General features: G+C 75.5%; 27 protein-coding genes. 11 read left to right on the top strand and 16 right to left on the bottom strand.

What is annotated here, in order from left to right; all coding sequences use genetic code 11:
- The first annotated feature begins 481 nt into the window (after window positions 1-481).
- Complete coding sequence (locus HLA93_RS02205) at window positions 482-1,102, top strand: nucleotidyltransferase domain-containing protein (RefSeq protein ID WP_222192609.1); 621 nt, start codon at window positions 482-484, stop codon at window positions 1,100-1,102.
- Window positions 1,103-1,407: 305 nt separating this feature from the next.
- On the opposite strand, the gene HLA93_RS02200 is transcribed toward HLA93_RS02205, so the two are convergent.
- Complete coding sequence (locus HLA93_RS02200; protein WP_222192608.1) at window positions 1,408-2,031, bottom strand: MSMEG_1061 family FMN-dependent PPOX-type flavoprotein; 624 nt, start codon at window positions 2,029-2,031, stop codon at window positions 1,408-1,410.
- A gap of 38 nt (window positions 2,032-2,069) precedes the next feature.
- On the opposite strand from HLA93_RS02200, the gene HLA93_RS02195 reads away from it, so the two are divergent.
- Entirely contained in the window at window positions 2,070-2,459 is a 390-nt protein-coding gene (locus HLA93_RS02195; protein ID WP_222192606.1) for an acyl-CoA thioesterase, read from the top strand.
- A 146-nt stretch (window positions 2,460-2,605) separates the two neighbouring features.
- On the opposite strand, the gene HLA93_RS02190 is transcribed toward HLA93_RS02195, so the two are convergent.
- From HLA93_RS02190 to HLA93_RS02165, 6 genes are all read right to left on the bottom strand, one after another.
- Window positions 2,606-3,145 (bottom strand): hypothetical protein, encoded by a 540-nt coding sequence (locus tag HLA93_RS02190; protein ID WP_222192604.1) that lies wholly within the window; start codon window positions 3,143-3,145, stop codon window positions 2,606-2,608.
- A gap of 141 nt (window positions 3,146-3,286) precedes the next feature.
- Window positions 3,287-3,661, bottom strand: a complete 375-nt coding sequence (locus tag HLA93_RS02185; protein ID WP_222192602.1) for a hypothetical protein — start codon at window positions 3,659-3,661, stop codon at window positions 3,287-3,289.
- A 161-nt stretch (window positions 3,662-3,822) separates the two neighbouring features.
- Window positions 3,823-5,334, bottom strand: a complete 1,512-nt coding sequence (locus tag HLA93_RS02180) for a cobyric acid synthase (protein ID WP_222192600.1) — start codon at window positions 5,332-5,334, stop codon at window positions 3,823-3,825.
- Window positions 5,331-5,996, bottom strand: coding sequence for a lysophospholipid acyltransferase family protein (locus tag HLA93_RS02175; RefSeq protein ID WP_222192599.1), 666 nt, complete (start codon window positions 5,994-5,996; stop codon window positions 5,331-5,333). The genes HLA93_RS02180 and HLA93_RS02175 overlap by 4 nt, the downstream gene beginning before the upstream one ends.
- 100 nt (window positions 5,997-6,096) lie before the next feature.
- Window positions 6,097-6,792, bottom strand: coding sequence for a PAS and ANTAR domain-containing protein (locus tag HLA93_RS02170; RefSeq protein WP_222192598.1), 696 nt, complete (start codon window positions 6,790-6,792; stop codon window positions 6,097-6,099).
- A gap of 215 nt (window positions 6,793-7,007) precedes the next feature.
- The gene (locus tag HLA93_RS02165; RefSeq protein ID WP_222192597.1) at window positions 7,008-7,979 is read right to left on the bottom strand and encodes a cobalamin biosynthesis protein; all 972 of its coding nucleotides are present in this window, start codon (window positions 7,977-7,979) and stop codon (window positions 7,008-7,010) included.
- Window positions 7,980-8,032: 53 nt separating this feature from the next.
- On the opposite strand from HLA93_RS02165, the gene def reads away from it, so the two are divergent.
- The 3 genes from def (at window position 8,033) to cobM (ending at window position 10,650) form a co-directional block, all read left to right on the top strand.
- The gene (gene def / locus HLA93_RS02160) at window positions 8,033-8,590 is read left to right on the top strand and encodes a peptide deformylase (RefSeq protein ID WP_222192594.1); all 558 of its coding nucleotides are present in this window, start codon (window positions 8,033-8,035) and stop codon (window positions 8,588-8,590) included.
- Entirely contained in the window at window positions 8,587-9,798 is a 1,212-nt protein-coding gene (gene cbiE / locus HLA93_RS21930) for a precorrin-6y C5,15-methyltransferase (decarboxylating) subunit CbiE (RefSeq protein ID WP_222192593.1), read from the top strand. Before def ends, cbiE begins: the two co-directional genes overlap by 4 nt.
- Before the next feature lie 111 nt (window positions 9,799-9,909).
- Window positions 9,910-10,650 (top strand): precorrin-4 C(11)-methyltransferase, encoded by a 741-nt coding sequence (cobM, locus tag HLA93_RS02150; RefSeq protein ID WP_222192592.1) that lies wholly within the window; start codon window positions 9,910-9,912, stop codon window positions 10,648-10,650.
- Window positions 10,651-10,712: 62 nt separating this feature from the next.
- On the opposite strand, the gene HLA93_RS02145 is transcribed toward cobM, so the two are convergent.
- On the bottom strand, window positions 10,713-11,795 hold the full coding sequence (locus HLA93_RS02145; protein ID WP_222192591.1) for a cobalt-precorrin-5B (C(1))-methyltransferase: 1,083 nt from the start codon (window positions 11,793-11,795) through the stop codon (window positions 10,713-10,715).
- A gap of 101 nt (window positions 11,796-11,896) precedes the next feature.
- Here HLA93_RS02145 and HLA93_RS02140 point away from each other — a divergent pair, with 101 nt between their 5' ends.
- On the top strand, window positions 11,897-12,664 hold the full coding sequence (locus HLA93_RS02140; protein WP_222192590.1) for a cobalt-precorrin-6A reductase: 768 nt from the start codon (window positions 11,897-11,899) through the stop codon (window positions 12,662-12,664).
- On the opposite strand, the gene HLA93_RS02135 is transcribed toward HLA93_RS02140, so the two are convergent.
- Window positions 12,627-13,025, bottom strand: coding sequence for a hypothetical protein (locus HLA93_RS02135; protein ID WP_222192589.1), 399 nt, complete (start codon window positions 13,023-13,025; stop codon window positions 12,627-12,629). The two genes, HLA93_RS02140 and HLA93_RS02135, sit on opposite strands and share 38 nt — an antisense overlap.
- A gap of 84 nt (window positions 13,026-13,109) precedes the next feature.
- Here HLA93_RS02135 and HLA93_RS02130 point away from each other — a divergent pair, with 84 nt between their 5' ends.
- Entirely contained in the window at window positions 13,110-13,811 is a 702-nt protein-coding gene (locus HLA93_RS02130) for an HAD hydrolase-like protein (protein WP_308127900.1), read from the top strand.
- Here HLA93_RS02130 and HLA93_RS02125 read toward each other — a convergent pair.
- Window positions 13,808-14,182, bottom strand: coding sequence for a hypothetical protein (locus tag HLA93_RS02125; protein WP_222192587.1), 375 nt, complete (start codon window positions 14,180-14,182; stop codon window positions 13,808-13,810). The two genes, HLA93_RS02130 and HLA93_RS02125, sit on opposite strands and share 4 nt — an antisense overlap.
- 103 nt (window positions 14,183-14,285) lie before the next feature.
- On the opposite strand from HLA93_RS02125, the gene HLA93_RS02120 reads away from it, so the two are divergent.
- Genes HLA93_RS02120 through HLA93_RS02110 form a run of 3 tightly spaced genes read left to right on the top strand, consistent with a single transcriptional unit; the run spans window position 14,286 to window position 18,115 of the window.
- A complete protein-coding gene (locus tag HLA93_RS02120; RefSeq protein WP_222192586.1) occupies window positions 14,286-14,774 on the top strand; it encodes a hypothetical protein in 489 nt (162 codons plus the stop codon).
- 60 nt (window positions 14,775-14,834) lie between these two features.
- Window positions 14,835-16,535, top strand: coding sequence for a GTPase domain-containing protein (locus HLA93_RS02115; protein WP_222192585.1), 1,701 nt, complete (start codon window positions 14,835-14,837; stop codon window positions 16,533-16,535).
- Window positions 16,532-18,115 carry a YfjP family GTPase gene (locus HLA93_RS02110; RefSeq protein WP_222192584.1) on the top strand — a complete coding sequence of 528 codons (1,584 nt, stop codon included), beginning with the start codon at window positions 16,532-16,534 and terminating at the stop codon, window positions 18,113-18,115. The genes HLA93_RS02115 and HLA93_RS02110 overlap by 4 nt, the downstream gene beginning before the upstream one ends.
- A gap of 85 nt (window positions 18,116-18,200) precedes the next feature.
- Here the strand turns inward: HLA93_RS02110 and HLA93_RS02105 are convergent, their stop codons facing one another.
- From HLA93_RS02105 to HLA93_RS02080, 6 genes are all read right to left on the bottom strand, one after another.
- Window positions 18,201-19,448 (bottom strand): MFS transporter, encoded by a 1,248-nt coding sequence (locus tag HLA93_RS02105; protein WP_246625483.1) that lies wholly within the window; start codon window positions 19,446-19,448, stop codon window positions 18,201-18,203.
- Between the two features lie 55 nt (window positions 19,449-19,503).
- The gene (locus tag HLA93_RS02100) at window positions 19,504-19,920 is read right to left on the bottom strand and encodes a hypothetical protein (RefSeq protein WP_222192583.1); all 417 of its coding nucleotides are present in this window, start codon (window positions 19,918-19,920) and stop codon (window positions 19,504-19,506) included.
- 13 nt (window positions 19,921-19,933) lie between these two features.
- On the bottom strand, window positions 19,934-21,427 hold the full coding sequence (locus HLA93_RS02095; protein ID WP_222192582.1) for a precorrin-2 C(20)-methyltransferase: 1,494 nt from the start codon (window positions 21,425-21,427) through the stop codon (window positions 19,934-19,936).
- Window positions 21,428-21,464: 37 nt separating this feature from the next.
- Window positions 21,465-22,085 (bottom strand): precorrin-8X methylmutase, encoded by a 621-nt coding sequence (locus HLA93_RS02090; RefSeq protein WP_222192581.1) that lies wholly within the window; start codon window positions 22,083-22,085, stop codon window positions 21,465-21,467.
- Window positions 22,085-23,284 carry a precorrin-3B synthase gene (cobG, locus tag HLA93_RS02085; RefSeq protein WP_222192580.1) on the bottom strand — a complete coding sequence of 400 codons (1,200 nt, stop codon included), beginning with the start codon at window positions 23,282-23,284 and terminating at the stop codon, window positions 22,085-22,087. Before cobG ends, HLA93_RS02090 begins: the two co-directional genes overlap by 1 nt.
- A gap of 63 nt (window positions 23,285-23,347) precedes the next feature.
- On the bottom strand, window positions 23,348-24,034 hold the full coding sequence (locus tag HLA93_RS02080; RefSeq protein ID WP_222192577.1) for a DUF4383 domain-containing protein: 687 nt from the start codon (window positions 24,032-24,034) through the stop codon (window positions 23,348-23,350).
- Between the two features lie 204 nt (window positions 24,035-24,238).
- On the opposite strand from HLA93_RS02080, the gene HLA93_RS02075 reads away from it, so the two are divergent.
- Complete coding sequence (locus tag HLA93_RS02075) at window positions 24,239-24,565, top strand: tetratricopeptide repeat protein (protein ID WP_222192575.1); 327 nt, start codon at window positions 24,239-24,241, stop codon at window positions 24,563-24,565.
- The last annotated feature ends 5 nt before the right edge of the window (window positions 24,566-24,570 follow it).

Below are 24,570 nucleotides of genomic sequence, written 5' to 3'. Positions count from 1 at the left end.
ACCCCGCGCTCCGCACGGGGCGGCGGGCCCCTGGGAGGGGGCCTACAGCTCCTGGGCCAGCTCCGCGCGGATCGTCGCGTCGTCGGGCAGCGGGGTGTCCAGCCGGCAGTGCTCCCGCAGCACCTCGCCGAACGGCGTCATCGTCGACCGGTCCACGTGCGTGGCCGGGTCCCAGAGGCCTGAGCCTATTGGCGTGGGGCGGCGTCCGACCCGCCTGGCGGGTGGCTCCCGTCGGTGAGGAGCGAAGGCAAGTGAACGCGGAACTCAGAGAATCCCGCGTCAGCTGGATGTGCAGCCCACCCGTGCTAGTTGTGCAGCGCCAAGTGCCGTGCAGCACCAAGTGCCACTGCCCGTCGTCGGCCCGTGGACGGTCGGGTATCGGTCAGTTCGATGATGTGGGTCGTCGGTCATCGGCCCCAACGCAGGAAACCTGTAACAACTGAGATTTGCTCGATGTCGAACGAGCTCAGACACTGCGGACGTGCGTCGGACAGCTGCGCAGGGTGAGCACCCGTCAATCGAATCCGAGGATGTCCTCGCATTTCTGGAGCTGGCGGCGTGCGTCGGGGCGACGATCTGGCTGGATGGAGGTTGGGGAGTCGACGCGCTACTGGGGCGGCAGACCCGACCGCATTCCGACCTGGACGTCGTGGTCGAGCAACGCCATGTGCAGGCACTGGAGGAGCTCTTGGTCGCACATGGTCACCGGCGAGTGGACCGTGAGCGTGAACGTCCCTGGAACTTCGTACTGGCCTCCCGCACCGGTCGCCGGATCGATTTCCACGTCGTCGTCCTGGACGACGACGGGAATGGCAACTATGGGCCGCCGGAGGTTGGTGAGCAGTACCCGGTCGCCGCCTTGACTGGCCGCGGCACCGTAGCCGGCCGGTCAGTGTCCTGCATCAGCCCTGAGTGGCTGGTTCAATTCCACACCGGCTACTCCGTCGACGATCATGACTGGGCAGACGTGTCCGCCCTGTGCGCACGGTTCGATCTGCCGGTGCCCGCCGATTACAAACGCTGGACCGCAGCACAGGCGCCCGCGCCGCTGGAGCCGCCGTCCGGGCAAGGGGGTCGGCCAAGGCCAACAGGACGCCGATGAGGCCCGGTCGGTCAGGCGGTTCGAGCTTCGACAGGCGATAGATGCTCGTCGGTGTGAGGTCGCTAGTCGATCGCCCCCGGTAGGCCGGCGGCCGCACAGGACCCTGCGCCGGTCGGCGGTGCCGCGGGCGTTCCGGTGGCGTTGATCGTGACCGTGGCAGCGGGAGAGCACGGGCCGATCGCGAGCGCGGCCGTGCCGGGCCATGCGTCAGCGGGGATGGTGACGTCGATGGTCGCTGTTGACCGGCACGAGTGCCCACCCGTTCAAGGTCCTGCGCGGATCCCCGCCAGAGTGGGGGACCGGCCCTATAGCTCCTGGGCGAGCTCCGCGCGGATCGTCGCGTCGTCGGGCAGCGGGGTGTCCAGCCGGCAGTGCTCGCGCAGCACCTCGCCGAACGGCGTCATGGTCGAGCGGTCCACGTGCGTGGCCGGGTCCCAGAGGCCGGAGCGCATGACCGCCTTGCCGCACTGGAAGTAGGCCCGCTGCACCTGGACGACGAGCACCGAGCGCGGCGCCCGGCCGAACTCGGTCAGGTCGATGCCCAGGTCGTCCGGGCCGACCAACGACGTCGTCCCGAAGACCTTGAGCGTCTCCTCGGCGCCGGGCACGAAGAACAGCAGCGCGACCCGCGGGTTCCCGGCCAGGTTGCGCAGGCTGTCGACCCGGTTGTTGCCGGTGCGGTCGGGCAGCGCCAGGCGGTGCTCGTCGAGCACCCGCACGAAGCCCGGGTCGCCGCCGCGGGGGCTGATCTCCGGCCACCCCTCGGCGCTGGCCGTGGAGAGCGTGGCGAAGGGGGAGAGCCCGATGAACGCCGCGCAGTGCCGGTCGATCCGGTCGATCTCCTTGTCCAGCACCAGCTGGCTGGGGGCGCGGTAGCCGTCCAGCACCGCTCGGTCGGCAGCGGCAGGGGCGGCGGCGTCGACGGTCACTGCTCGACGGTAGCTGCCGCTGGGTAGCCTGCCCCCTCGTGCCCGACGTCTGGAGTGCTCCCGTCCGTTTCGCCGAGTGCGACCAGCAGGGCGTCGCCTTCAACGCCCACTACCTGACCTGGGCGGACGAGGCGGTCAATGCCTGGTGGGCGGGGATCGGCCTGCCGTACGGCGCACTGGCGGCCCGGGGGATCGAGTACTACGTCAAGGCCACCGCGCTGGACTGGGTGTCCTCGGCCCGGTACGGCGACACCGTGTCCGTCGACGCCGAGCTGGACCGGCTGGGCCGCACCAGCCTGACGCTGCTGTTCACCGTCCGGGTGGGCGAGCGGGTCTGCTGCACCGTGCGCACCACCTACGTGGCCACGAGCGACGGTCGTCCGACGCCCTGGCCGGACGACGTCCGGGCCCGGGTCAGCGCGGGCTGAGTGCGGCGGCACGAGTTGCTCTAGGTGGGGGAGTCCGGTACGACTCGATCGGCGCAGCCCCTGGTCGGGGTGCCCCTGTCGGAGATAGCGGCCCCGGGTGCCTCGGGGCCTTCCGTACCGCCACTCGAGCGGGCTACCGCGTCGAGTCAGTCCGCGCCACGGCGAACTGGATAGTCGAGCCCACCCGGGTCGAACGTCCACTCGTTCAGGTCATCGTCCGCTTCCTCCACGACCTGGACGTCAGACAGGACGTACACCCCGGTCCCGCTGCCGACCCCGTCCGCGACGAAGGACGTCGTGCCCGTCTGACCAGGGGAGTCGTCCAGATGGTGGACCAGCGTGGCCAGCTCGCCGGAGGACCCCTGCCCCGGTGCGGCGGGCAACCGCACCAGTGAGCCGGGCCGAGGGAGCTCTGCTGGAGGAGTGCCTGCCCGCTGCGCGAAGACCCAGTGCACGGTCTCACCGTGAACGCCGTACTCGATCGTCTCGCCGGGGTACCACACCACCCAGGTCGGCCCGGTGACGTCACGTCGATCTCCGCCGCGGTCTCGCACCCGCATCCGTCCGGACAGGAGGATCAGCAGCACCTTCTGCGACAGCCGCCGCGAACGCACCGGCAGCCGGGTCGACGAGCTGAGGCTGACGTCGTCGCCGAACGCCTCGATGTGCATGTCGCCATGGGACATCGGTCCACTGAGTCGGGGCAACCAGCCGGCATCCCTGGCCCCACCGACGTGCGGCCAGCGAAGACGAGGGTGCGTCTCCCCGGGCGCAAGTCGGTAGCCGGAGTCAGGGCACCGCCGAGGCGACGCAGCGTCCTTCAGCCCTCAGGCCGTGACTCGATGCCGGCGGCTGCGCCAGCCGACGGCTGCCACCCACGCCAGTCCGGACACGAAGGTCACCCCGGCCAGGACGGTCGGCGTCCATGCCGGTTCCTGACGGATGACGTTGCCGGTGGTCGGGTCGGTCCAGGTGCAGGTGACACCCAGCGGAAGCCAGGATCCAGCGGCCTGGACGCCCCAGCTCTCGTAGGGCGGTGCGTACGGCACTCCGCGGTCGAGGCAGACCTGGCTGCGGCCATCTCCGATCGCCGGTGCCCACGCGACCGCGAGCGTGCCCACTGTCAGCACCGCGGCCAGCAACACGAGCGCCAGGCCCGGACGTGCCCGCCGACGGGGCGGCCCGGTGATCGGTTCCGTCATTCCGTGCGACCGATGGGCCGTGGGCCGTTCGCCGTCGTCACGACAGTGAGGATGCCGGGCGATCCCGCCGCAGCACGGCAGAAACGCGTCGGCAGTGCTGCGGTCTCATGCTCCCGGACGTCGCCGGACTCGCGCACATCAGTCGCACCCTGCTGCCGGACTCAGCGCGGGCTGAGCCCGCTCGCCAGCACGGGCAGCCCGGTCGGCGGCCCGGACTCCACCAGCCGCCAGAGCGCGTCGGTGTCGGCGTGCTCGGCGATCAGGTCACCGAGCACGTCCAGCCGCGCCTCCCGGACGGCGGCGAAGTCGGTGTCCGGCGCGACGGTGAACCGGCGGCCGGCGATCCGGGCGACCTCGGTGAGGAAGGCCCGGCGGAACCCGTCGGACTCCAGCGCCCCGTGCCACGTCGTCCCGAAGACCGCGCCGGCCCGGGCACCGTCCAGGAACGGCTCGGCGCCGTCGTCCACGACCGCGATGCCGTGGTGGATCTCGTAGCCGCGCACCGGCTGGCCGAGCGCCGCCCCCGCCGGCCGGCCGAGGGTCTTCTCCGGGGCGAAGGTGACGTCGGAGGGCAGCAGGCCCAGCCCGGGGACGACCCCGGCCCGGGACTCGACGTCGTCGCTGATCGTGCGGGCGAGCATCTGGTGGCCGCCGCAGATGCCCAGCACCGCGCCGCCGGCGGCAGCCCGGCGGGACACAGCGTCGGCCAGCCCGGTCTCCCGCAGCCACCGCAGGTCGGCCACGGTCGACCGGGTGCCGGGCAGGACCACCAGGTCGGCGTCGGCCAGCTCCTCGGGGCGGGTGGCGTAGCGCAGCAGCACGCCGGGCTCGCTGGCCAGCGCGTCCAGGTCGGTGAAGTTGGACAGCCGGGGGAGCCGGGCGACCGACACCCGGAGCACGTCCTCGCCGTGCGGCGGCCCGGCGGGTGCACGCGCGGCGTCGACGCCCAGGGAGTCCTCGACGTCCAGCTCCAGGCCGCTGCGCCAGGGCAGCACCCCCAGCGTCGGCCGGCCGGTGAGCGCGGCCAGCTGGTCCAGCCCGGGGGCGAGCAGCCGGGCGTCGCCGCGGAACTTGTTGACCAGGAACCCGGCCACCAGCGCCTGGTCGGCCGGCGGCATGAGCGCGACGGTGCCGTAGAGGGCGGCGAAGACCCCGCCGCGGTCGATGTCGCCGACCACCACGACCGGCAGCCGCGCGGCGGTGGCCAGCCCCATGTTGGCGATGTCGTCGGCCCGCAGGTTGATCTCGGTGGGGGAGCCGGCGCCCTCGCAGACCACCACGTCGAACCGGGACCGCAGGTCGGCCAGGCAGGCCAGTGCCTGCTCCAGCAGCCCCGCCTTCATCGGCCGGTAGGACAGCGCGGTCACGTCGGCCACCGGTCTGCCGAGCACGACGACCTGGCTGGCGTTCTCCCCGCCCGGCTTGAGCAGCACCGGGTTCATCGCGGCCTCGGGCTCCACCCGCGCGGCCGCGGCCTGCATCACCTGCGCCCGGCCGATCTCCGCGCCGTCCGCGGTGACCATGGAGTTGTTGCTCATGTTCTGCGCCTTGAACGGCGCCACCGAGACGCCCTGGCGCACCAGCCAGCGGCAGATGCCGGCGGTGACCACCGACTTGCCGGCGTCGGAGGTGGTGCCGGCGACGAGCAGAGCCCCGTTCGAGCGGGTGCTCACGCCGCGGTCGGGGCGTCGCCCCAGCCGGCCTTCTCCTGGCCGGAGAGCTCGGCGATCGCCTCCATCACCTGGTCGGTGACCTCGCGTCGGGCCTTGCCCTTGCCGGCCATGCCGCGGTGCTCGGGGAAGGTCAGCGGCTCCCCGAAGGTGACCGAGACCCGGTGCGGCCGGGGCCACCGCGCGCCGACCGGCTGCACCTTGTCGGTGCCGCGCACGGCGACCGGGACGACGGGGCAGTCGGCGGTCAGCGCGAGCCAGGCCACCCCGGTCTTGCCGCGGGCGAGCCGGCCGTCGCGGGAGCGGGTGCCCTCCGGGTAGATGCCGAACGCGCCCCCGGCCCGCAGCACCTCCATCGCGGTGTCCAGCGCGGCCTGGGCGGCCCGCGAGGCCTCCCGCTCGACCGGCAGCGCGCCGAGGGCGGTGAACAGCGTCCGGGACACCCAGCCGCTGAAGCCGGTGCCCCGCCAGTACTCGGCCTTCGCCAGGTAGGCGACCCTGCGGGGAGCCACCAGCGGGATGCCGATGCTGTCGATGAAGGACAGGTGGTTGCTGGCCAGGATCACCGGGCCGGTCAGCGGCACGTTCTCGCGGCCGATGACCGTGGGCCGGAAGACCACGAAGACCAGTGGCCGCAGCACGAACCGCACGAGCAGGTAGAACACCGCCGCCGTCCCCCTCCCTCGTCCCGGCCCGGCCGCGCACAGGCGTCGGGCGATCCCGGCATCCTCTCCTGCGCGCGCCTGACCGGGGAGGGCGGGTGCGTCAGACCGTGCTGCGGGCCGGCGGGCAGGCGTCGTGCAGGATCTCGCGCACGTCGTCCGGCAGCTGGGACCGGCCGCTGGCCGACTCGACGATGGCGACGGCGACCTCGCGCACCTTGCGGTGGGTGTGGCTGGAGATGTGCGCCAGCAGGTCGAACGCGACCTGGTCGCCACAGCCCATCAGCAGCATGAGGATGCCCTTGGCCTGCTCGATCGAGGCCCGGCTGGCCATCGCGCTGCGCAGCTGCTCCACCTCGGTCTCCAGGTGGCGCAGCTGCTCGTCGTCGTCGGCGGCCGGCCGGCTGCCGGTGAGGTCGAGGACGAGCCCGGTCAGGGCGGTCACCGTGCCGTCCGGGTCGACCTCCGGCTCGCAGACCAGCAGGACCGGGCGGGCGGAGCCGTCGGCCAGCAGCACCCGGTGCTCCCGGGCGGAGGGCGCCCCGGTCCTGCTCGCGGTCGCCAGAGCCGCCCCGACGGCGGGCCGGTCGTCGGGGTGGACGGCGGAGAGCAGCCCCTCGACCGACGGCCGCACGGAGCCGGTGGCCAGCCCGAGCAGCGCGTGCAGTTCAGGGGACCACCACCACTGGTCGGTGGCGAGGTCACCGCGGAAGCGGCCGGCCGCGGGGCCGCACGCAGCCGGCCGGCGGGCCTGGCCCGCGGCCGCGTGCTGGCGGGACGGAGCTGTGGTGGCGGACATCATCGACCCGCTCTCTGCAGGCGCACCGCGTTTCTGGTGGTGAGGACGTCGTGCCGTGGGCTCGACCGGCGCCCCATCGCTCCCGGGGGACACGACCGCATCTGGTGATCGTCAAGTTACCGCTGGGCTCCGCCGGGTGCCCACTCGTCGCAGGCGTCGCGACGCCACCACGACCTGCGCTCACGCCTCGTGAACGAATGGTCACGAGACCGTGGTCAGCTGCGGAGGGGGAGCCGGCTCACCGCGGCCAGGACGGCGGCCCCGGTCCAGACCGCCCGGGACAGCCGCACCGCCCGGCGGACGTCGGCCCGGACCGGCGGCCGGCCGTCGCCCAGCGTCGGGCGCTCCTCGACCCGGGTGCCGTAGACGTTGCGGCCACCGAGCCGCAGGCCCAGCGCACCGGCGAGCGCTGCCTCGCAGCGGCCGGCGTTCGGGCTGGGATGCGCAGCACCGTCCCGGCGCCAGACGCGCCAGGCCGCGCCGGCCGAGCCCCCGGCCACCGGGGCCGTCGCGACGGTGAGCGCGGCGGTGAGCCGGGCGGGCACCCAGTTGACGACGTCGTCGAACCGGGCGGCCGCCCAGCCGAACCGGGCGTAACGGTCCGACCGGTACCCGACCATCGCGTCCAGGGTGTTCGCCGCCCGGTAGCCGAGCAGCCCCGGCAGCCCGGCGACCGCGCCCCAGAACAGCGGTGCGACAGCGGCGTCCGAGGTGTTCTCCGCGACCGACTCGACGGTGGCCCGCACCAGCTCGGGCTCGCCCAGACCGCTCGGGTCCCGGCCGGCCAGGCTCGACAGGTGCGCGCGGGCAGCGGGCAGGTCGCCGGCGGCCAGGTGCTGCTCCATGGTGGTGGCGACCCGGCCCAGCGAGGTGCCACCGAGCACGGCCCAGGTCGCGACGGCGGTGACCGCGGTGCGCGCCCCCGGCCGGTCGGCGGTGACCCGGTGCAGCACGGCGCCCAGGGCGGTCGCCGTCCCCACGCACGCCGTGGCGTACGCGACCCCGGCGGCGCGCGAGTCCCGCCAGGTGAGCCGCTCCAGCGCGCCGGCCGCCCGGCCGAGCCCGGCCACCGGGTGCCCCCGGCGGGGATCGGCGAACAGCAGGTCGGCGGCGGCCCCGAGCGCGAGGCCGGCGGCGGTCGCCGAGCTCGCCGCGGGGAGCAGCGCACGTGCAGCGAGGGAGGACATCGGCGGCCACTGTAGGGAGGCGCGGCCGGCGGGGGTCCCTAGGATCGACGGTCATGCGCCTGCCCGGCCGTTACGACGGCGTCGCCCGGCCGATCGTCACCTACGGCAGCAACCCCGTGCTGCACCGTCCCTGCACCCCGGTCACCGAGTTCGACCGCCCTCTGCGGCACCTCGTGCTGGACATGTTCGCGAGCATGACCGCCGCCGACGGGGTCGGGCTGGCCGCCAACCAGATCGGTGTCGACGCCCGGGTCTTCGTCATCGACTGCCCGGACGCCGACGGCGAGGACGTGGTCGGCTACGTGGTCAACCCGGTGCTCACCGTGCTCGAGCCGGTCGGTGACGAGCCGGCGGTCGAGGTGACCGAGGAGGGCTGCCTGTCGGTGCCCGGTCCCTACGCCGAGCTGGAGCGGGCCTTCCGCGCCCGGGTCGACGGGGTCGACCTCAACGGTGACCCGACCGCCATCGAGGCCACCGGCATGGCCGCCCGCTGCCTGCAGCACGAGGTCGACCACCTCGACGGCACCGTCTACGTCGACCGGCTGCCGGCGGACGTGCGCGAGCGGCTGCTCGCCGAGGCGGCCGGCCCCGAGGGCGACCTCCCCGCGTGAGCACGTTCGCGGTGACCGTCGTCGGCATCGGCGCCGACGGGTGGGACGGGCTGTCCCCGGCGGCCCGGCGGACGGTCGCGGCCGCCGAGGTGCTGCGCGGCAGCGCCCGGCAGCTGGGGCTGGTGCCCGGCGAGGTCATCGCCGAGCGGGTGCCGTGGCCCTCGCCGATGGCCCCGGCCCTCGCCGCGCTGCCCACCGAGCACCCCGGCCGGCGGGTCGTGGTGCTGGCCAGCGGTGACCCGATGCTCTCCGGCGTCGGCACCTCGCTGGTGCGGCTGTTCGGCGCGGATGCCGTCCACGTCGTGCCGCACCCCTCGTCGGTGAGCCTGGCCTGCGCCCGGCTGGGCTGGGCGGTCGAGGACACCACGGTCGTCTCGGTGGTCGGCCGGCCGGTCTCGCTGGTCCTCCCGCACGCCACCCCCGGCCGGCGGCTGCTGGTGCTCGGCTCTGACACCCGCACCCCGGCCGACGTCGCCGCGCTGCTCGCCGGTTCCGGCTCCGGCGCCAGCCGGCTCACCGCCCTGGCCCAGCTCGGCGGCGACGCGGAGCGGCGGTTCACCGGCACCGCCGCGGAGTGGGCGCACCCGGAGACCGACCCGCTGGTGGTCACCGCCGTCGAGGTCGTCGCCGATCCGGGCACCGTGCCGCTGCCCACCGTCCCGGGACTGCCCGACGACGCCTTCGAGTCCGACGGCCAGCTGACCAAACGCGACGTCCGGGCGGTGACGCTGGCCCGGCTGGCCCCGCTGCCCGGCCAGCTGCTCTGGGACGTCGGCGCCGGCGCCGGCTCCATCGGCATCGAGTGGATGCGGGTGCACCCGTCCTGCCGGGCGGTCGCCGTGGAGGCCGACCCGGAGCGGGCGGCGCGGATCGCCCGCAACGCCGACCGGCTCGGCGTCCCCGGTCTGCAGGTCGTCCGCGGTGAGGCGCCCGATGCACTCGTCGAGCTGCCCACCCCGGACGCCGTCTTCGTCGGGGGCGGCGCGACCACCCCGCTGCTGCTGGACACCGTCTGGGCCGCGCTGCCACCCGGCGGACGGCTGGTGGTGAACGCGGTGACGCTGGAGAGCGAGGCGGTGCTCGCCGAGTGGCACGGCCGCTGCGGCGGCTCGCTGACCCGGCTGTCGGTCGCGCACGCCCAGCCGGTCGGCGGCTTCCAGGCGTTCCGGCCGGCCCTCCCGGTGACCATCTGGAGCGTGCAGAGATGACCGCCCACGCTCTCGCGCGCGTGAGTACGCACGCTTTCGCGCGCGTGAGTACGCACGCTTTCGCGCGCGAAAGTGCGTGCGGATTCGTGTGCACTGGTGCGGAGTGATGTCGTGACCGTGCACTTCATCGGGGCTGGGCCCGGGGCTGCGGACCTGGTGACCGTGCGGGCGGCGCGGCTGATCGCGTCGTCGCCGGTCTGCCTCTACGCCGGGGCGCTGGTGCCCCGCGAGCTGCTGGACACCGCCCCCGCCGGCGCCCGGCTGGTCGACACCGCCGACCTCGACCTGGACCAGATCACCGCTGAGCTGGTCGCCGCGCACGAGGCCGGGCTGGACGTCGCCCGGCTGCACTCCGGCGACCCCTCGGTGTACAGCGCGATGGCCGAGCAGATGCGCCGGCTGGACGCGGCGGGGGTGCCCTACGACGTCGTCCCCGGGGTGCCGGCGTTCGCGGCGGCGGCCGCGTCGCTGAAGCGCGAGCTCACCGTGCCGGGGGTGGCGCAGTCCGTCGTCCTGACCCGGACGTCGGCCCGGTCGACACCGATGCCGCCGGGGGAGCAGCTCGCCGCCTACGCGGCGACCGGCGCGACGCTGGTGCTGCACCTGGCCGTGCAGCGGATGGACGTCCTGGCGCCGGAGCTGGCCGCGCACTACGGCGCCGACTGCCCGGTGGCGGTGGTCGCCAGGGCCAGCCGGGACGACGAGCTGGTGCTGCGCGGCACGCTCGCCGACATCGCCCGGCAGGTCAGCGACGCCGGGGTGCGACGGACGGCGGTGGTGGTCGTCGGCCGGGTGCTGGCCGCCGAGCAGTTCCTGGACAGCCACCTCTACTCGACCACCCGGACCCGATGACCGGCCCCGCTGCAGGGGCCCGCCGCGAGCTTGCCAGCGGTGGGGGGCAGCGGGGTCCTTCGTCAGGCACGGCCGACGATGGTGCCGGCGCGGTCGATCACCACGACGTCGACCTCGACCGGCGCCTCGCGGAGCACGCCCTCCGCCGTCCGGCGGGCACCGGCGGCGACCAGGTCGCCCAGGGGCAGCCCGGCGGCCTGGCACTGGTGCAGCGCGTCGAGCGCAGTGTTCGCCGTCCGGACGCCGTCGACCAGCTGGGGGCTGCCGCCCGCCTGGCCCACCAGGGTGGCCAGGGCGGCGAAGGAGACCTGCGAGCGGGCGGAGTGCAGATCCAGGTGGCCCTCGGCGAGCTTGGCCAGCTTGCCGATGCCCCCGGCCACGGTCAGCCGGGGGACGGGGTGACGGCGCAGGTACTTGAGCACCGCGCCGGCGAAGTCGCCCATGTCCAGCAGGGCGTCCTCGGGGAGCCCGTGCAGCTCCTGCGCCACCCGCTCGCTGGTCGACCCGGTGCACCCGGCGACGTGGTCCCGCCCGGCGGCGCGGGCCACGTCGATGCCGCGGCGGATCGAGTCGATCCAGGACGAGCAGGAGTAGGGGACGACGACCCCGGTCGTCCCCAGGATGGACAGCCCGCCCAGGATGCCCAGCCGCGGGTTCCAGGTGCGGCGGGCCAGTTCGGCCCCGTTCTCCACCGACACCTCGACGACGACGTCCCCGGTGCCGCCGTGCGCTCGCGCGACCGCGGCGACGTGCTCGCGGATGAACTGCCGGGGCATCGGGTTGATCGCCGGCTCGCCCACGGCCAGCGGCAGCCCGGGCTTGGTCACCGTGCCCACGCCCTCCCCGGCTCGGAAGACCACCCCGCTGCCCGGCGCGCCGTGGGTGACCCGGGCGCTGACCAGCGCTCCGTGGGTGACGTCGGGGTCGTCGCCGGCGTCCTTGACGATGCTCGCGCCGGCCTCGCCGTCGGCCAGGTGCTCCTTGGCGAGGGCGAAGGCCGGGTGCCTGCCGCCCGGCAGGTCGATCGACACCGGGTCGGGGAACTCGCCGGTCAGCAGCGCGGTGTAGGCGGCGGTGGTGGCCGCGGTCGCGCAGGCGCCCGTCGTCCAGCCGTGCCGCAGCCCCGCGCTGCCGTCCCTGCTCACGGCACCATCCTCCCTGGTCGTGCCACTCGTCGAGGTACGGCTCGATGCGGTGTCCGGCCGAGCGGTCACCGCGGCCAGCCGATCCTCGGTGCGGAGACGGCGTGAGCGGTCAGGTGCTGGTGCTGGGCGGGACGGGGGAGGCTCGCCGGCTGGCCGCCGCGCTGGTCGAGCGGGACGTCGACGTGCTGTCCTCGCTGGCCGGGCGGGTCGCCGATCCGGTGCTCCCGGCGGGGCGGGTGCGGATCGGCGGGTTCGGGGGCGCCGACGGGCTGGCCGCCTGGCTGGCCGAGCACCGGCCGCGCGCCGTGGTCGACGCCACCCACCCGTTCGCCGCGCAGATCACCGCCTCGGCGGCCACCGCCGCAGCTGCCCACGGCACCCCGCTCCTGCGGCTGCAGCGCCCGGGCTGGACCCCGCAGCCCGGGGACACATGGCGACATGTCGACTCGCTGGCCGCTGCGGCCGAGGCGGTCGCCGGGTACCGCAGCGTCTTCCTCACCACCGGTCGGCAGGGGATCGGTGCCTTCGCCGCACTGCCCGGCCGGGTGCTGGTGCGCTCGGTGGACCCGCCGGACGAGCCGCTGCCGCCCGGGGCGACCCTGCTGCTGGACCGCGGCCCGTTCAGCGTCGCCGACGAGCTGGCGCTGATGCGCGAGCACGACGTGGACGTCGTCGTCACCAAGGACTCCGGCGGGCACCTGACCGAGGCCAAGCTGACCGCCGCCCGCGAGCTGGGCGTGCCGGTGGTGCTGGTGCGCCGGCCGCCGCTGCCGGCGGGGGTGCCGACCGCGGCGACCGTCGAGGAGGCGCTGACGTGGCTGGACGAACGGCTCAGGGCACCTGGCGTCGCTGGAACGCCCAGGCCGTGACCCAGACCGTGCCGACGGCGAGGACGAGCGACCCGGGGACGTGCGCGGCCATGTCCCCGGCGTCGCCGATCGCGGCCTGCACGAATCCGGCGACGAACACGGCGCCGGCCACGACCACCGGCCACCGCGCACCACCGGCGCGGGCGTGCAGCAGCGTGGCGGCCACGAGCAGCGCGCCGGCCACGTGCAGCGCGATCGCCCCGGCGCCGTGGGCGTCCATCGCGTCGGCCTCGCTCATCACCTGTCCGGCGGTGGCGAACTGCCAGAGCAGCACCACCACGGACACGACCGCCGCGGCCCGGACGGCTCGGATCATGTCGGCGTCGCGGGCGGTGGTGGGTGCGGGCTGGGTCCGGGTCATCGCGAGGGTCCTCCGAGGGGTGTCAGTTACTTGAAGCTTCATGGAACCAGCTCGTTGGTCGGACGGGAAAAGGCCGGTCGGCTGGTGCTCTTCGACCTCGACGGCACGCTGGTCGACTCGACCCCGAGCATCTGGGCGTCGATCCGGGTCGCCGTGGCGGAGCTCGGCCTGCCCGAGCCCACCGAGGACCAGCTGCGGTCGATGGTCGGTCCACCGCTGTGGGAGGGGTTCGCCGCCGCCTTCGGCCTGCGCGGGGACGACGTCGACCGCGCGGTGGTCGCCTACCGGTCGCACTACACGGGCGGCGCTGCGCCCGATCAGCCGCCGGGCCCGGGCGCCCCCGCCGCTGTGACCGGTCGGCCGCCGGGTCGCGCCGCGATGCTCGAGGCTCCGGTCTACCCCGGCATCCCGGAGCTGCTGTCCGCGCTGCGGGCCGACGGGGCCGTGCTGGCCGTGGCGACCAGCAAGCCCGAGCCGTTCGCGCTGCGGATCCTGGCGCACGTCGGCCTGCTCCCCGAGTTCGCCAGCGTGCACGGCGCGACACTGGACGGCGCGGTGCGGCACAAGGAACAGGTGGTGGCCGCGGCGCTGGCCGCGCACCCGGACGGCGAGCGGCCGGTGCTGATCGGCGACCGGTCGCACGACGTGCTCGGCGCGCGGGCGCACGGGGTGCCCTGCATCGGCGCCGGCTGGGGTCCGGCCCCGCCCGGCGAGCTCGCCACCGCCGGGGCGGTCGCCGTCGCCGCCAGCCCGGCCGACGTCCGGGAGGTCCTGGCGCAGCTCTAGCCCGCAGCTCGCCGGACCAGCCGCTCGTGCCGTTGCTGGGCGGCCTCGGCGTCGTCCAGCCCGGACGCCTCGGCGATCTGCGACCAGGTCGCCCCCTCGCCCCGGGCCATCGTCTGGAGCCCGATCTCCAGGTCGTCCAGCTCGGCGCGCAGTCCCGGCAGGAGGCTGAGCGCGGCGAGCAGGTCGGCGTCCTGGACCTGGGGCTCGGCGTCGTCGGTGTAGGCCAGGCTCCCGCCGCCGAGGCCGGCCACCAGCCGTACCGCCTCGCCCGGGCTCAGCATGTGCGGGTTCACCAGCCGGGCGCGCGCGGCTGCGGTGGCCGCGTAGCGCTCTTGGATGCGGAACAGGGCTGCGTGCTCGGGACCGGCCACGCGGCCAGCATGGCGCCTCGGCGCGACGCCGAGAAGCGTCGCCGGCTCGGTTCTGTCGGACGGCGGGTGCACAGTTGGGGCCGACGCGAGGAGGTGGCCGGCGGTGATCGGTGGACCACGGGCAGCCGACCTGGACCTGGTCGACGTGGAGAGCGCGCTGTTGCGTGCCGCGGTCGGCGACTATGCGGCCGAGGCGGCGGTGCTGTTGCTGGCCAACTCCGGGTCGTGGCTGTCCCGACTGCAGGCGGCCGGGCTGATCGACATCGCCCTGGACGAGGACGCCGCAGACGGTGGCCCGTGGGCGGCGGTGCTCTGGGGCGACCTGGACCAGGCGCTGCGCACCGGGGCCATCGCAGGCACGGGTGGTGAGCTGCGCCTGCTGCGGGCCGCGGCCAGCCTCGCCGACGGGCAGCCGGTCGACCTCGCCGACCTGACCGCGGGCGTCGACCGGGCCGAGCTGACCCTGTTGCTGGCCGCGGTGGCCCATGCGGCCGGCAGTCACGAACAGGCGGACGAGGCCCGGGGCCCGGACGGCCTGGTGCTCGACGGTGGCCTGCTCGGCCCGGTCGTCGCCTGGCCGGTCCGCGACTGAGAGGTCCGAGGGCTGAGACCGCGAGGGGTGAGCGGACGGCGTCCCGGGCAAGATCCGGGCATGACCACCCCGACCGGGCTGCCCGACGCCCTCCAGCTGCTCCGCGACCGGGTCGCTGCGGCACCGCTGGGCCTGGACACGTCCGGCCGGGACGCCGCCGCCCGCACCGCGCACGCCGTCGTCGACCAGGTCGACGACTACCTGCTCCCGCGCCTGCGCGACCTGGACGCCCCGCTGCTCACCGTGGTCGGGGGATCCACCGGCGCCGGCAAGTCGACGCTGGTCAACAGCGTGCTGCGGGCCCGGGTGACCACCCCCGGCGTGCTCCGCCCGACGACCCGGGCGCCGGTGCTGGTCTGCGCGCCGGCCGACCGGGCCGCGTTCGCCGGCGACCGGGTTCTGCCCGGGCTCACCCGCACCACCGGTGGCGAGGCCGGCCCCGGTGGGCTCCAGCTGGTCACCCACGAGGGCCTGCCGCCGGGGCTGGCGCTCATCGACGCCCCGGACGTCGACTCGGTGGTCGAGGCCAACCGCGACCTGGCCGGGCAGCTGCTCGCCGCGGCCGACCTGTGGGTGTTCGTCACCACCGCGGCCCGCTACGCCGACGCCGTTCCCTGGGACCTGCTGCGGACGGCGCAGGAGCGGGGCACCGCGCTGGCCGTCGTCCTGGACCGGGTGCCGCCGGAGGCGGTGCGCGAGGTGGCCGACGACCTGGCCGGGATGCTGCAGCGGGCGCGGCTGGCCGGCGCCCGGTTGTTCGTGATCGAGGAGCGGCCACTGGTCGACGGCTTCCTCCCCGAGGACCAGGTCGCCCCGCTGCGCGACTGGCTGCACGGGCTGGCTGCCGACGCCGAGCAGCGCGCCGCCGTCGTCCGGCAGACCCTCGCCGGGGCGCTGGAGAGCCTGGGCGACCGGGTGGACGTCGTCGTCGCCGGTGTCGAGGAGCAGGCGGTCGCCGCCGAGGCGCTGTCCACCGCCGCCGACGCCGCCTACGCGCGGGCCCGCGCGGCGATCGACGAGGCGGTCGGCAACGGGAGCCTGCTGCGCGGGGAGGTGCTGTCCCGCTGGCAGGAGTTCGTCGGCACCGGCGAGTGGATGCGCAGCCTGCAGGGTCAGGTCGGCCGGATCCGCGACCGGGTGACCGCTGCGTTCACCGGCCGCGCGACGCCCGCCGCCGACCTGACCGGGGCCCTGGAGTCCGGGGTGGAGCTGCTGCTCCGCGCCGAGGCCGACCGGGCGGCGGAGACGACGGTGACCAGCTGGCGCACCCTGCCCGGCGGCATCAGCCTGCTGGACGGCCGGGAGATCGAGCTGGACGGCGTCTCGCCCTCCTTCGCCGGCGCCTCGGCCGACGAGGTGCGGGCCTGGCAGGGCCACGTGCTGGAGCTCGTGCGCAGCGAGGGCGCGGGGAAACGCTCCCGGGCCCGGCTGCTCTCCTGGGGCGTCAACGGCGCGGGCGCGGTGGTCATGGTCGCCGTCTTCGCCTCCACCGCGGGGCTGTCCGGGGCGGAGGTCGTGGTCGCCGGCGGCACCACCGCGATCGGCCAGCGGGTGCTGGAGGCGGTGTTCGGGGACGCCGCGGTGCGCGAGCTGGCCGCGCGTGCCCGGGCCGACCTCGACGCCCGGGCCGCGCGGCTGCTGCGCGCCGAGCAGGGCCGGTTCGACGCGCTGCTCGACGACGCCGCACCGCAGCCGGGTGCGGCTGCCGAGCTGCGTGCCGCGGTCGCCGCGCTGACCGACGCCCGCCGGGCCGTCGCGTGAGGCGTCGGGAGGTCTCCCTGACCGATCGGCTGACCGCGCTGCGCGAGGCGGTGGAGGTCGCCGAGGGTCGGCTCGAGGTGCCGGAGGTGGGCAGCGCCCGCGCGCTGCTGGCCAAGGCCGGTGCCCGCGAGGCGCTGGGCGACGCCTCGGTCGTCGCGCTGGCCGGGGCGACCGGGAGCGGGAAGTCCACGCTGTTCAACGCGCTGTCCGGCGCCGAGGTGAGCACACCCGGCGTCCGCCGGCCGACCACCGGCGTCGCGCACGCCAGCGTGTGGGGCCCGGACGGCGCGGACCGGCTGCTCGACTGGCTCCAGGTGCCCCGGCGCCACCGGGTCGAGGCGGGCGACCCTGCGCTGGACGGGCTGGTGCTGCTCGACCTGCCCGACCACGACAGCATCCGGCTGGAGAACCGGCTGGAGGTCGACCGGCTGGTCGAGCTGGTCGACGTGCTGGTCTGGGTGCTCGACCCGCAGAAGTACGCCGACGCAGCGGTCCACCAGCGGTACCTGGCGCCGCTGGCCGGGCACGCCGGGGTGCTGGTGGTGGTGCTCAACCAGGTCGACCGGCTCGACGAGGCCGCCGCCGCGGCCTGCCTGGCCGACCTGCGCGGGCTGCTGGACCGGGAGGGGCTGGCGGCGACGCCGATCGTGCCCACCGCCGCCCGCACCGGCGCCGGGCTGCCCGAGCTGCGCGCCGAGCTGGCCCGCCGGGTGTCCGCCCGCCGGGCCGCCACCGACCGGCTGGCCGCCGACGCCCGGGGCGCGGCGCGGGCCCTGTCGGCCCACTGCGCACCGGACGCCGGGGACGACCGCAGCCGTGAGCCGGCCGAGCGCGCGGGGCTCACCGCGGCCCTCGCCGACGCCGCCGGCGTGCCCGCGGTGGTCACCGCCGTGGAGCGCTCGGCCCGCCGCCGCGGCAACCAGCACACCGGCTGGCCGGTGCTCCGCTGGACGTCGAAGCTGAAGGCCGACCCGCTCAGCCGGTTGCACCTGGGCAGCGAGGCCGCGCGGAGCTCCCTCCCGCAGGCCGGGGCCGTGCAGCAGGCGGCGCTCGGTGCGGCGCTGCGCCGGGCCAGGGACGCCGCCGGGCAGGGGCTGCCGCAGGCCTGGCGGGACGAGCTGCGCCGCACCGCGGAGTTCTCCGAGGAGCGGCTGGCCGACCAGCTCGACCGCGCCGTCGCCGGCACCGACCTGGGCCCGGACCGCACTCCGCTGTGGCAGCGCACCGTCGGCGGGCTGCAGTGGGTGCTGGTGCTGGTCGCGCTGGCCGGGGCGCTGTGGCTGCTCGGCCTGGTCGGGCTGGGCCTGCTCCAGCTGGACGACGTCGTGCCGCTGCCCCGGGTCGAGGGCATCCCGCTGCCCACGCTGCTGCTGGTCGGCGGCCTGCTCGCCGGCCTGCTGCTGGCGCTGGTGGCCCGGCCGCTGGTCCGGGCCGGGGCCAGGCGGCGGGCCCGGCAGGTGCGCCGCCGGCTGCTTGACCGGGTCGGCGAGGTGGCCGAGGCCGAGGTGATCGAGCCGCTGGGCGAGGCCCGCGCCGACCATGCCCGCTTCTGCGCGGCGGTGACCCGCGCCGGCAGCTGACCGGCCGCGGGAGTCGAGGGGCGATGACGCTTGTGCTCTGCTGCCCAGGGGGCAGCAGAGCACAAGCGTCGCCAGAGGGTCTCGGTCAGTCCGCGGAACTGCGCGCCAGGGCGGGGAGCGTCGTCGAATCGGCGGCCGGGCGGCGCGCGTGCACGGCCAACCCGGCCACCGCCAGCAGCGCCAGCACGATCACGGCGACCCCGTAGACCTGCGCCGTCCGTTCCAGGCCGACGTGCCCCGCAGCGACGCCCGCCGCGATCGCCGGCACGCTGAAGGCCAGGTAGCTGGCGGTGAAGACCGCCGACAGCAGCGCGGCCCGCTGGCCGGGGGCCACGCCCTGGGTCACGGTGGACATCGCGCCGAGGAAGGCGGCGCCGAAGCCGAAGCCGGAGACCACCGTGGTGACGAAGAAGGCCGGCAGTGACCCGGCCGTGAGCGCGGCGACCGTGCCACCGACCCCGCCGGCGAACACCAGTGCGCCGGTCACCATCGCCTTCGCCGGGGCGACGCCGCGCGTGGACAGCGAGCCCACCAGGCCGGTGCCGTTGAGCGCCAGGATCACCAGGCTGCCGACCACGTGGTCCTGCACGTCGAAGACACCGGCCACCAGCGACGGGCCGAGCGAGGCGTACAGCCCACCGAGCGCCCAGGTGGCGACCAGGCAGGGCAGGACGACGAGGAACACCCGCCGCTGCGAGGCCGGCACGTGCACGGTGGGCCGCAGCGACGCCCGGGCGCCGGGCAGCCGCGGCGAGGACTCCGGCAGGAACACCCACACGCCGACGGCGGCGACCAGGCACAGCGCGGTGAGCAGGCCGAACACCCAGCTGGTGGGCGAGGGCAGGAACTCGACGGCCACCCCGGCGCCGACCGCGCCGAGCGAGAGCCCCAGCCCGGGGGCGGCGGAGTTGACCAGCGGGCCGAGCGGACGCTCCGGGCGCTGCAGGTCCAGCAGTGCGGCGCCGAACGCGCCGGTCATCGCGCCGGTGGCCAGCCCCTGGACCACCCGGGCGGCCAGCAGCCAGCCCACGCCGTCCGCGGCCAGGAACAGCACCATCGACACCGCCTCCAGCACCAGGGCGGCGGCGAGCACCGGCCGGCGGCCGACGTGGTCGGACAGCGCGCCGACCACCAGCAGTGACAGCAGGAGGGCGAAGGCGTAGACGGCGAAGACCACGGTGATCACGCCGGAGCCGAACCCGAACCGCTCGGCGTACACCCGGTACAGCGGTGAGGGGACCCCGGACGCGGCGAGCATCAGCACCAGCAGGACGGCGACCGTCCAGAAGGCGGCGGGCCGGGCGAGTTCACGACGGGGCACGACGTGGTGCAAGCACCAACGGTCCCGCGCTGTTCCGGCGAGGGGCCGAAGTCGCGACTTCGGCCCCTCAGGTGCGGAGCCGGCCGTCCGGGGTCGCGTGCAGCTCGGGCAGGACCGTGGTCTGCCCGCAGCCGGGGCCGTTGGGTTCGACCACCTCGGTGTCGACGGCCGCCGAGCCTGCCCACAGCTGGGTGCCGGCAGGGTCGGCGAGGGTGAGCGAGATCTGCACCGTCTCGAGGTCCGGGACGTCGCGTCCCCACCACACGCCCTGCGGGTAGAAGGAGAGAGGGTCGGCGCCGACGACGACGTCCGTGCACTCGTCGTCCAGGCAGACCCGCCCGGTCGCCCCGGCCGGCAGGTCGAGCGCCGTGGTGTCCACGCGCACGTCGACCATGACGGCCATCTCGGTGCAGGCGCGCCCGATGGGCCCGGTGCAGCCGGTCAGCACCACGCCGAGCAGGAGGAGCACGAGACCGGCGCGCACGATGGTCCCCTCGTCAGCCCGGGTAGCGGCGGGAGGTGAAGACCTGACCGGACGGTGTCACCCGGGTCTGTGACGAGCCGACCATCACCAGGCAGCGCATGTCGACCGTCTCTGGGTCGAAGTCGCCGAGGGTGGTGACGGTGAGGGACTCCTGCGGCCCGCCGACGTCCCGGCCGACCACGACGACGGTCTCCGGCGGCTTCACGTCCAGCAGCACCTTCGTCGCCTCGCCCAGCTGGTGCGGCCGGGCCTTCGACCGTGGGTTGTAGAGGGCGACCACCAGGTCGGCGGTGGCCACGGCGCGCAGCCGGTCGAGCACGACGTCCCAGGGCTTGAGCACGTCGGACAGCGAGATGACCGCGAAGTCGTGGCCGAGCGGGGCGCCCACCTTCGAGGCCACCGCCTGGGCGGCGGTGAGCCCTGGGAGCACCCGTACCTCGACGTCGGGGAAGCTCTCGGCCGCCACCTCGAGCACCGCAGCGGCCATCGCGAAGACGCCCGGGTCACCGCTGGAGACCACGGCCACCCGGCGTCCGGAGCGGGCCAGCTGCAGCGCGTGCGCGGCCCGCTCGGCCTCGACACGGTTGTCGCTGGGGTACCGGGCCTGCCGCGGGTTGGCCGGCACCCGGTCCAGGTAGGGCCCGTAGCCGATCAGGTCGTCGGCCTGGGCCAGCGCCTCGGCGGTCTCCGGCGTCGTCCAGGCGCGCTTGCCCGGCCCCAGCCCGACGACGACCACCTCGCCGGTGCGCGGCAGGGTGTCCTCGGTGCGCTCGGGGTCGTTGCCCGGGCCGGTGAGCTGGCTGGGCAGCAGGGCCAGCGAGAAGTAGGGGACGGTCTCCGGGTCGACCTCGGCCAGCGGCGCCACCCGCTGCCGGTCGGTGGTCGCGCGCTCCACGTACCAGGCGCGGTCGAGCACCCCGGCCGCGTCGAACGCCTCGCGGACGTTGGTGAACGTGCGGCCCAGCTTCATCACCGCGGCCGAGTCGGTGGTCGCCAGCCACTCGGCGAGCTCGTCGGCGGGGAGCGTGCCGGGCAGCACGGTGAGCACCTCGTCCCGCTCGACCAGCGGCCGGCCGAGCACCGCGGCGGCGCCGCTGACGCTGGTCACGCCGGGCACCACCTCGGTCGGGTACCGGTGGGCCAGCCGCTTGTGCATGTGCATGTAGGAGCCGTAGAAGAACGGGTCGCCCTCGGCGAGGACGACGACGTCCCGGCCGGCGTCCAGGTGGGCGGCCAGCCGGGCGGCGGCGGTCTCGTAGAACTCGTCGATCGCGCCCTGGTAGCCGCCGGGGTGGTCGGTGGTCTCGGTGGTCACCGGGTAGACCAGCAGCTCCTCGACCTGCCCCTCGCGTAGGTACGGGGCGGCCAGGCCGCGGGCGACCGAGCGGCCGTGCTGGGCGGCGTGGAAGGCCACGACGTCCGCCGCACCGATCAGCCGGGCGGCCTTGACCGTCACCAGCTCCGGGTCGCCGGGCCCCAGCCCGACCCCGTACAGCCGCCCGCTCACGCGGCACCCCGTCCGGCCATGTTGGCCAACATGGCCGTCATTCGGCGGTGCTCGCGATCGCGTTGACGGCGGCGGCGGTGATCGCGCTGCCCCCGCGCCGGCCGCGGACGACGAGGAACTCCAGGTCCGAGACGGTGAGTGCCTCCTTCGACTCCACCGCGCCGATGAAGCCCACCGGGATGCCGATCACCGCGGCCGGGCGGGGTGCGCCGTCGCGGATCATCTCCAGCAGGTGGAACAGCGCGGTCGGGGCGTTGCCGATGGCGACGACGGCGCCGTCCAGCCGGTCGCCCCACAGGTGCATCGCCGCCGCGGTGCGGGTGGTGCCCATCTCCCGGGCGAGGTCGGGGGTGCGCGGGTCGTTGAGGGTGCAGACGACCTCGTTGAACGCCGGCAGCCGCTTGCGGGTCACCCCGGAGGCCACCATCTGCGCGTCGCAGAGCACCGGGGCGCCGGACTCCAGCGCCTTGCGACCGGCCCGGACGACGTCCGGGGAGAACGCCACGTCGGCGACCAGGTCGACCTGCCCGCAGGCGTGGATCATCCGGACCGCCACCTGGGCGACGTCCTCGGGCAGCCCGGAGAGGTCCGCCTCGGCCCGGATGGTGGCGAAGGACTGCCGGTAGATCTCGGCGCCGTCGTGCTCGTAGTCGTACATCAGTCCTTCTCGATCCGGATGTCGTAGCCGGCCGGTGTCGCGACGACGTCGACGACCCCGCCCTGTGGTCGGCCGCAGCGGCGTTCGCAGCCGGCCCAGTGCTGTCGGGCGCCGCCGGCCGGCAGTGCCCGCGAGGCGACGGCGGCCATCGCGTCGGCACGGACGTCGGCCAGGGACTTCGCGCAGCCCGGACGGCCGGCGCAGGTGGTCACCTGCAGCCAGGGGCTGGCCTCGTCGAAGACGATCCCGGTGCGGAAGAGGTCGACGGCGGCGTCGTCCACCGCGTCCTCGGCCAGGTCGGGGACGACGACGCTGCGCCACGGGGTCAGCTGCACCTCCGCGGCGAGCCGGGCGAGCAGGTCGGCCTGGTCGGCGGAGAGCCGCCCGAGCGGGACGACGCCGATCAGCGCCGTCCGCCCGTCGACCTGCATCGCCGCCCCCACCGGCCCCACCACCGGCGCCGCGGGCACCGGCACTGCCCGGCCATGTTGGCGAACATGGCCGGGGGCGAGGTGGGCGTCGACGCGGGCCGGGCCGTCGGTGAGCTCGGTCAGCCGCCAGGCGGTGGAGCCCTGGGCGGCCCGCTCGGCCAGGAAGGCGCGGGCGGCGTCCAGCGCGAGCGCGACCGCGTCGTCCGGGGCGCAGTGCAGACCGGAGTCGACCCCGCCGAGCAGCAGGGCCACGGTGGTCGGGGAGAGGGCCAGCAGTCCGACGTCCCCGGCGAGGCCGGCGACGTCGCCGCGGCCGTCGTCCAGGGTGGCCAGGAAGCGGCCGGGCAGCTCGGCCAGCGCCGGGTCGGCGCGCAGTCCGGCGTCGAAGGCGCGGACCCACGGCCGGACGTCGACGTGCCCGCCGCCGGTGCGGCCCGACAGCGTGCTGGCCAGCACGTTGCGCACCCGCTCGTGGGTGTCGCTGGGCAGCAGCCCGGCGGCGGCGAGCCGGCCGCCCAGCTCGCCCTCGGCGCCGACCGGCAGGCCGCGCAGCTGCAGGTTCCCGCGGCTGGTCAGCTCCAGGTGCCCATCGCCCAGCTCGCGGGCGGCCGCGGCGAGCACCCGGAGCTGCTCGGCGGTCAGCACCCCGCCCGGGACGCGCACCCGCGCCAGGCCTCCGTCGGCGGCGGCGTGGGTCTGCAGCGCGCCGGGACAGGCGTCGGCGCGCTCGCGCACGGGCGCGACGACGGGAGCGGGGGAGGACGACATGGCGTCCGCGAGGCTACTTCCCACCGGCGACCGGACCCCGCGCCCGCTGCCGGGCGACCGCTCTCAGCGGGTGGGCGCGGGGTCGAACGACATCCACACGGCGCGACGGTCACCACGGGTGCGCACCCGGGCCATGGCCGTCACCCGCCGCTGCTGGTCCTCGGTGGCCCGGTGCCCGATGACGGCCAGCTCCGCCTCGCGCATCGCCCGCTCCGCGGCCTGCTCGGCCGGCGTCTCGGGCAGCTGCTGGCCGGTCTCGTCGTCGTCCGGGGTCGCGTGGCCCTCGGCCCGGTACGGGCTGTCGGTGGGGAGGTTGCCGCTGACCCGGCCGTAGGCGCCCAGGGTCAGCAGCACCAGGCCTGCGACGACGGAGAAGATGACGTTGGCCATGGAGAACGCCAGGAAGTTCAGCTCGCTCTCCAGCACCGCGAGGTTGGCCAGCGCGGAGACCAGGAACAGGGCACCGACCACCAGCATCGTGGTCGAGGCGACCCGGGAGCCGCGCAGCGCGGCCGCGACCAGGACGGCGGCGGTCACCAGGGAGATGGTGGACAGCAGCCCGTTGGAGGACAGGCCGGCGATCCGCTCGCCGTCGGTGGAGAAGTAGGCCAGCCCGTCGAGCAGGCCGAGGACGCCGAAGGTGGCGATGACCGCGGCGACGACGAGCGCGCCGAGCCGTTGGACTGCGGGCACCCGGCCCTTCTCCGCGGGGTCGGTGGTGGAACCGGGCAGGTGTAGGGCGTGGCTCATCGCAGAACTCCGGGGAGGAGTCGGGTGCCGGGCCGGGCGGACTCCGGCGGGGTCGACATACCCAGCCGGTCGACAGCCACTCGATTGTGCGCGTCCTTTCTCGTTTCGTGGCTGGATGAACACGAGGCGTCGATGAACGGCTGCACCGGCGTGGGGAAGGTCTGCGACCGGCTCGCTGTTGGCGCGCGGTGGAAGGAGCACGAGATGACCCAGCACGAGACCGACCTCCACTCCGAGTTCCAGCGCGCCGACCTCTTCCTCGCCATGGGGCAGCCCGCCGAGGCCGCCCGCGTCCTCGAGGGCGTGCTCGCCGCCGAGCCCGACGACCAGGCGACCATGGAGCTGCTGGCCCGCAGCTACTTCGCCTCCGCGCAGCTGGGCCGTGCCGAGCAGCTGCTCACCCGCCTCGTCGAGGTCGCCCCGGCGAACGCGTGGGCCCGCCGCGCCCTGGCCCGCACGCTGGAGCGGCAGAGCCGCGCGGACGACGCCGCCGTCCACCACCGGCTGGCCGACGCGCTCGGCGCCGCCTGACCGCC

The organism is Modestobacter italicus (assembly GCF_019799965.1).
Classification (GTDB): domain Bacteria; phylum Actinomycetota; class Actinomycetes; order Mycobacteriales; family Geodermatophilaceae; genus Modestobacter; species Modestobacter italicus_A.
The sequence above is the reverse complement of the archived record's forward strand: the minus strand, read 5'-3'. Positions and strand labels throughout refer to the sequence as shown.

What these genes read in the sequence shown, in the direction of transcription:
- HLA93_RS02190 (WP_222192604.1), bottom strand. Translation starts at nt 3,145, where the DNA reads ATGTCCCATGGCGACATGCACATCGAGGCGTTCGGCGACGACGTCAGC.
- HLA93_RS02185 (WP_222192602.1), bottom strand. Translation starts at nt 3,661, where the DNA reads ATGACGGAACCGATCACCGGGCCGCCCCGTCGGCGGGCACGTCCGGGC.
- HLA93_RS02170 (WP_222192598.1), bottom strand. Translation starts at nt 6,792, where the DNA reads ATGTCCGCCACCACAGCTCCGTCCCGCCAGCACGCGGCCGCGGGCCAG.
- HLA93_RS02165 (WP_222192597.1), bottom strand. Translation starts at nt 7,979, where the DNA reads ATGTCCTCCCTCGCTGCACGTGCGCTGCTCCCCGCGGCGAGCTCGGCG.
- def (WP_222192594.1), top strand. Translation starts at nt 8,033, where the DNA reads ATGCGCCTGCCCGGCCGTTACGACGGCGTCGCCCGGCCGATCGTCACC.
- HLA93_RS02135 (WP_222192589.1), bottom strand. Translation starts at nt 13,025, where the DNA reads ATGACCCGGACCCAGCCCGCACCCACCACCGCCCGCGACGCCGACATG.
- HLA93_RS02115 (WP_222192585.1), top strand. Translation starts at nt 14,835, where the DNA reads ATGACCACCCCGACCGGGCTGCCCGACGCCCTCCAGCTGCTCCGCGAC.
- HLA93_RS02090 (WP_222192581.1), bottom strand. Translation starts at nt 22,085, where the DNA reads ATGTACGACTACGAGCACGACGGCGCCGAGATCTACCGGCAGTCCTTC.
- cobG (WP_222192580.1), bottom strand. Translation starts at nt 23,284, where the DNA reads ATGTCGTCCTCCCCCGCTCCCGTCGTCGCGCCCGTGCGCGAGCGCGCC.
- HLA93_RS02080 (WP_222192577.1), bottom strand. Translation starts at nt 24,034, where the DNA reads ATGAGCCACGCCCTACACCTGCCCGGTTCCACCACCGACCCCGCGGAG.
- HLA93_RS02075 (WP_222192575.1), top strand. Translation starts at nt 24,239, where the DNA reads ATGACCCAGCACGAGACCGACCTCCACTCCGAGTTCCAGCGCGCCGAC.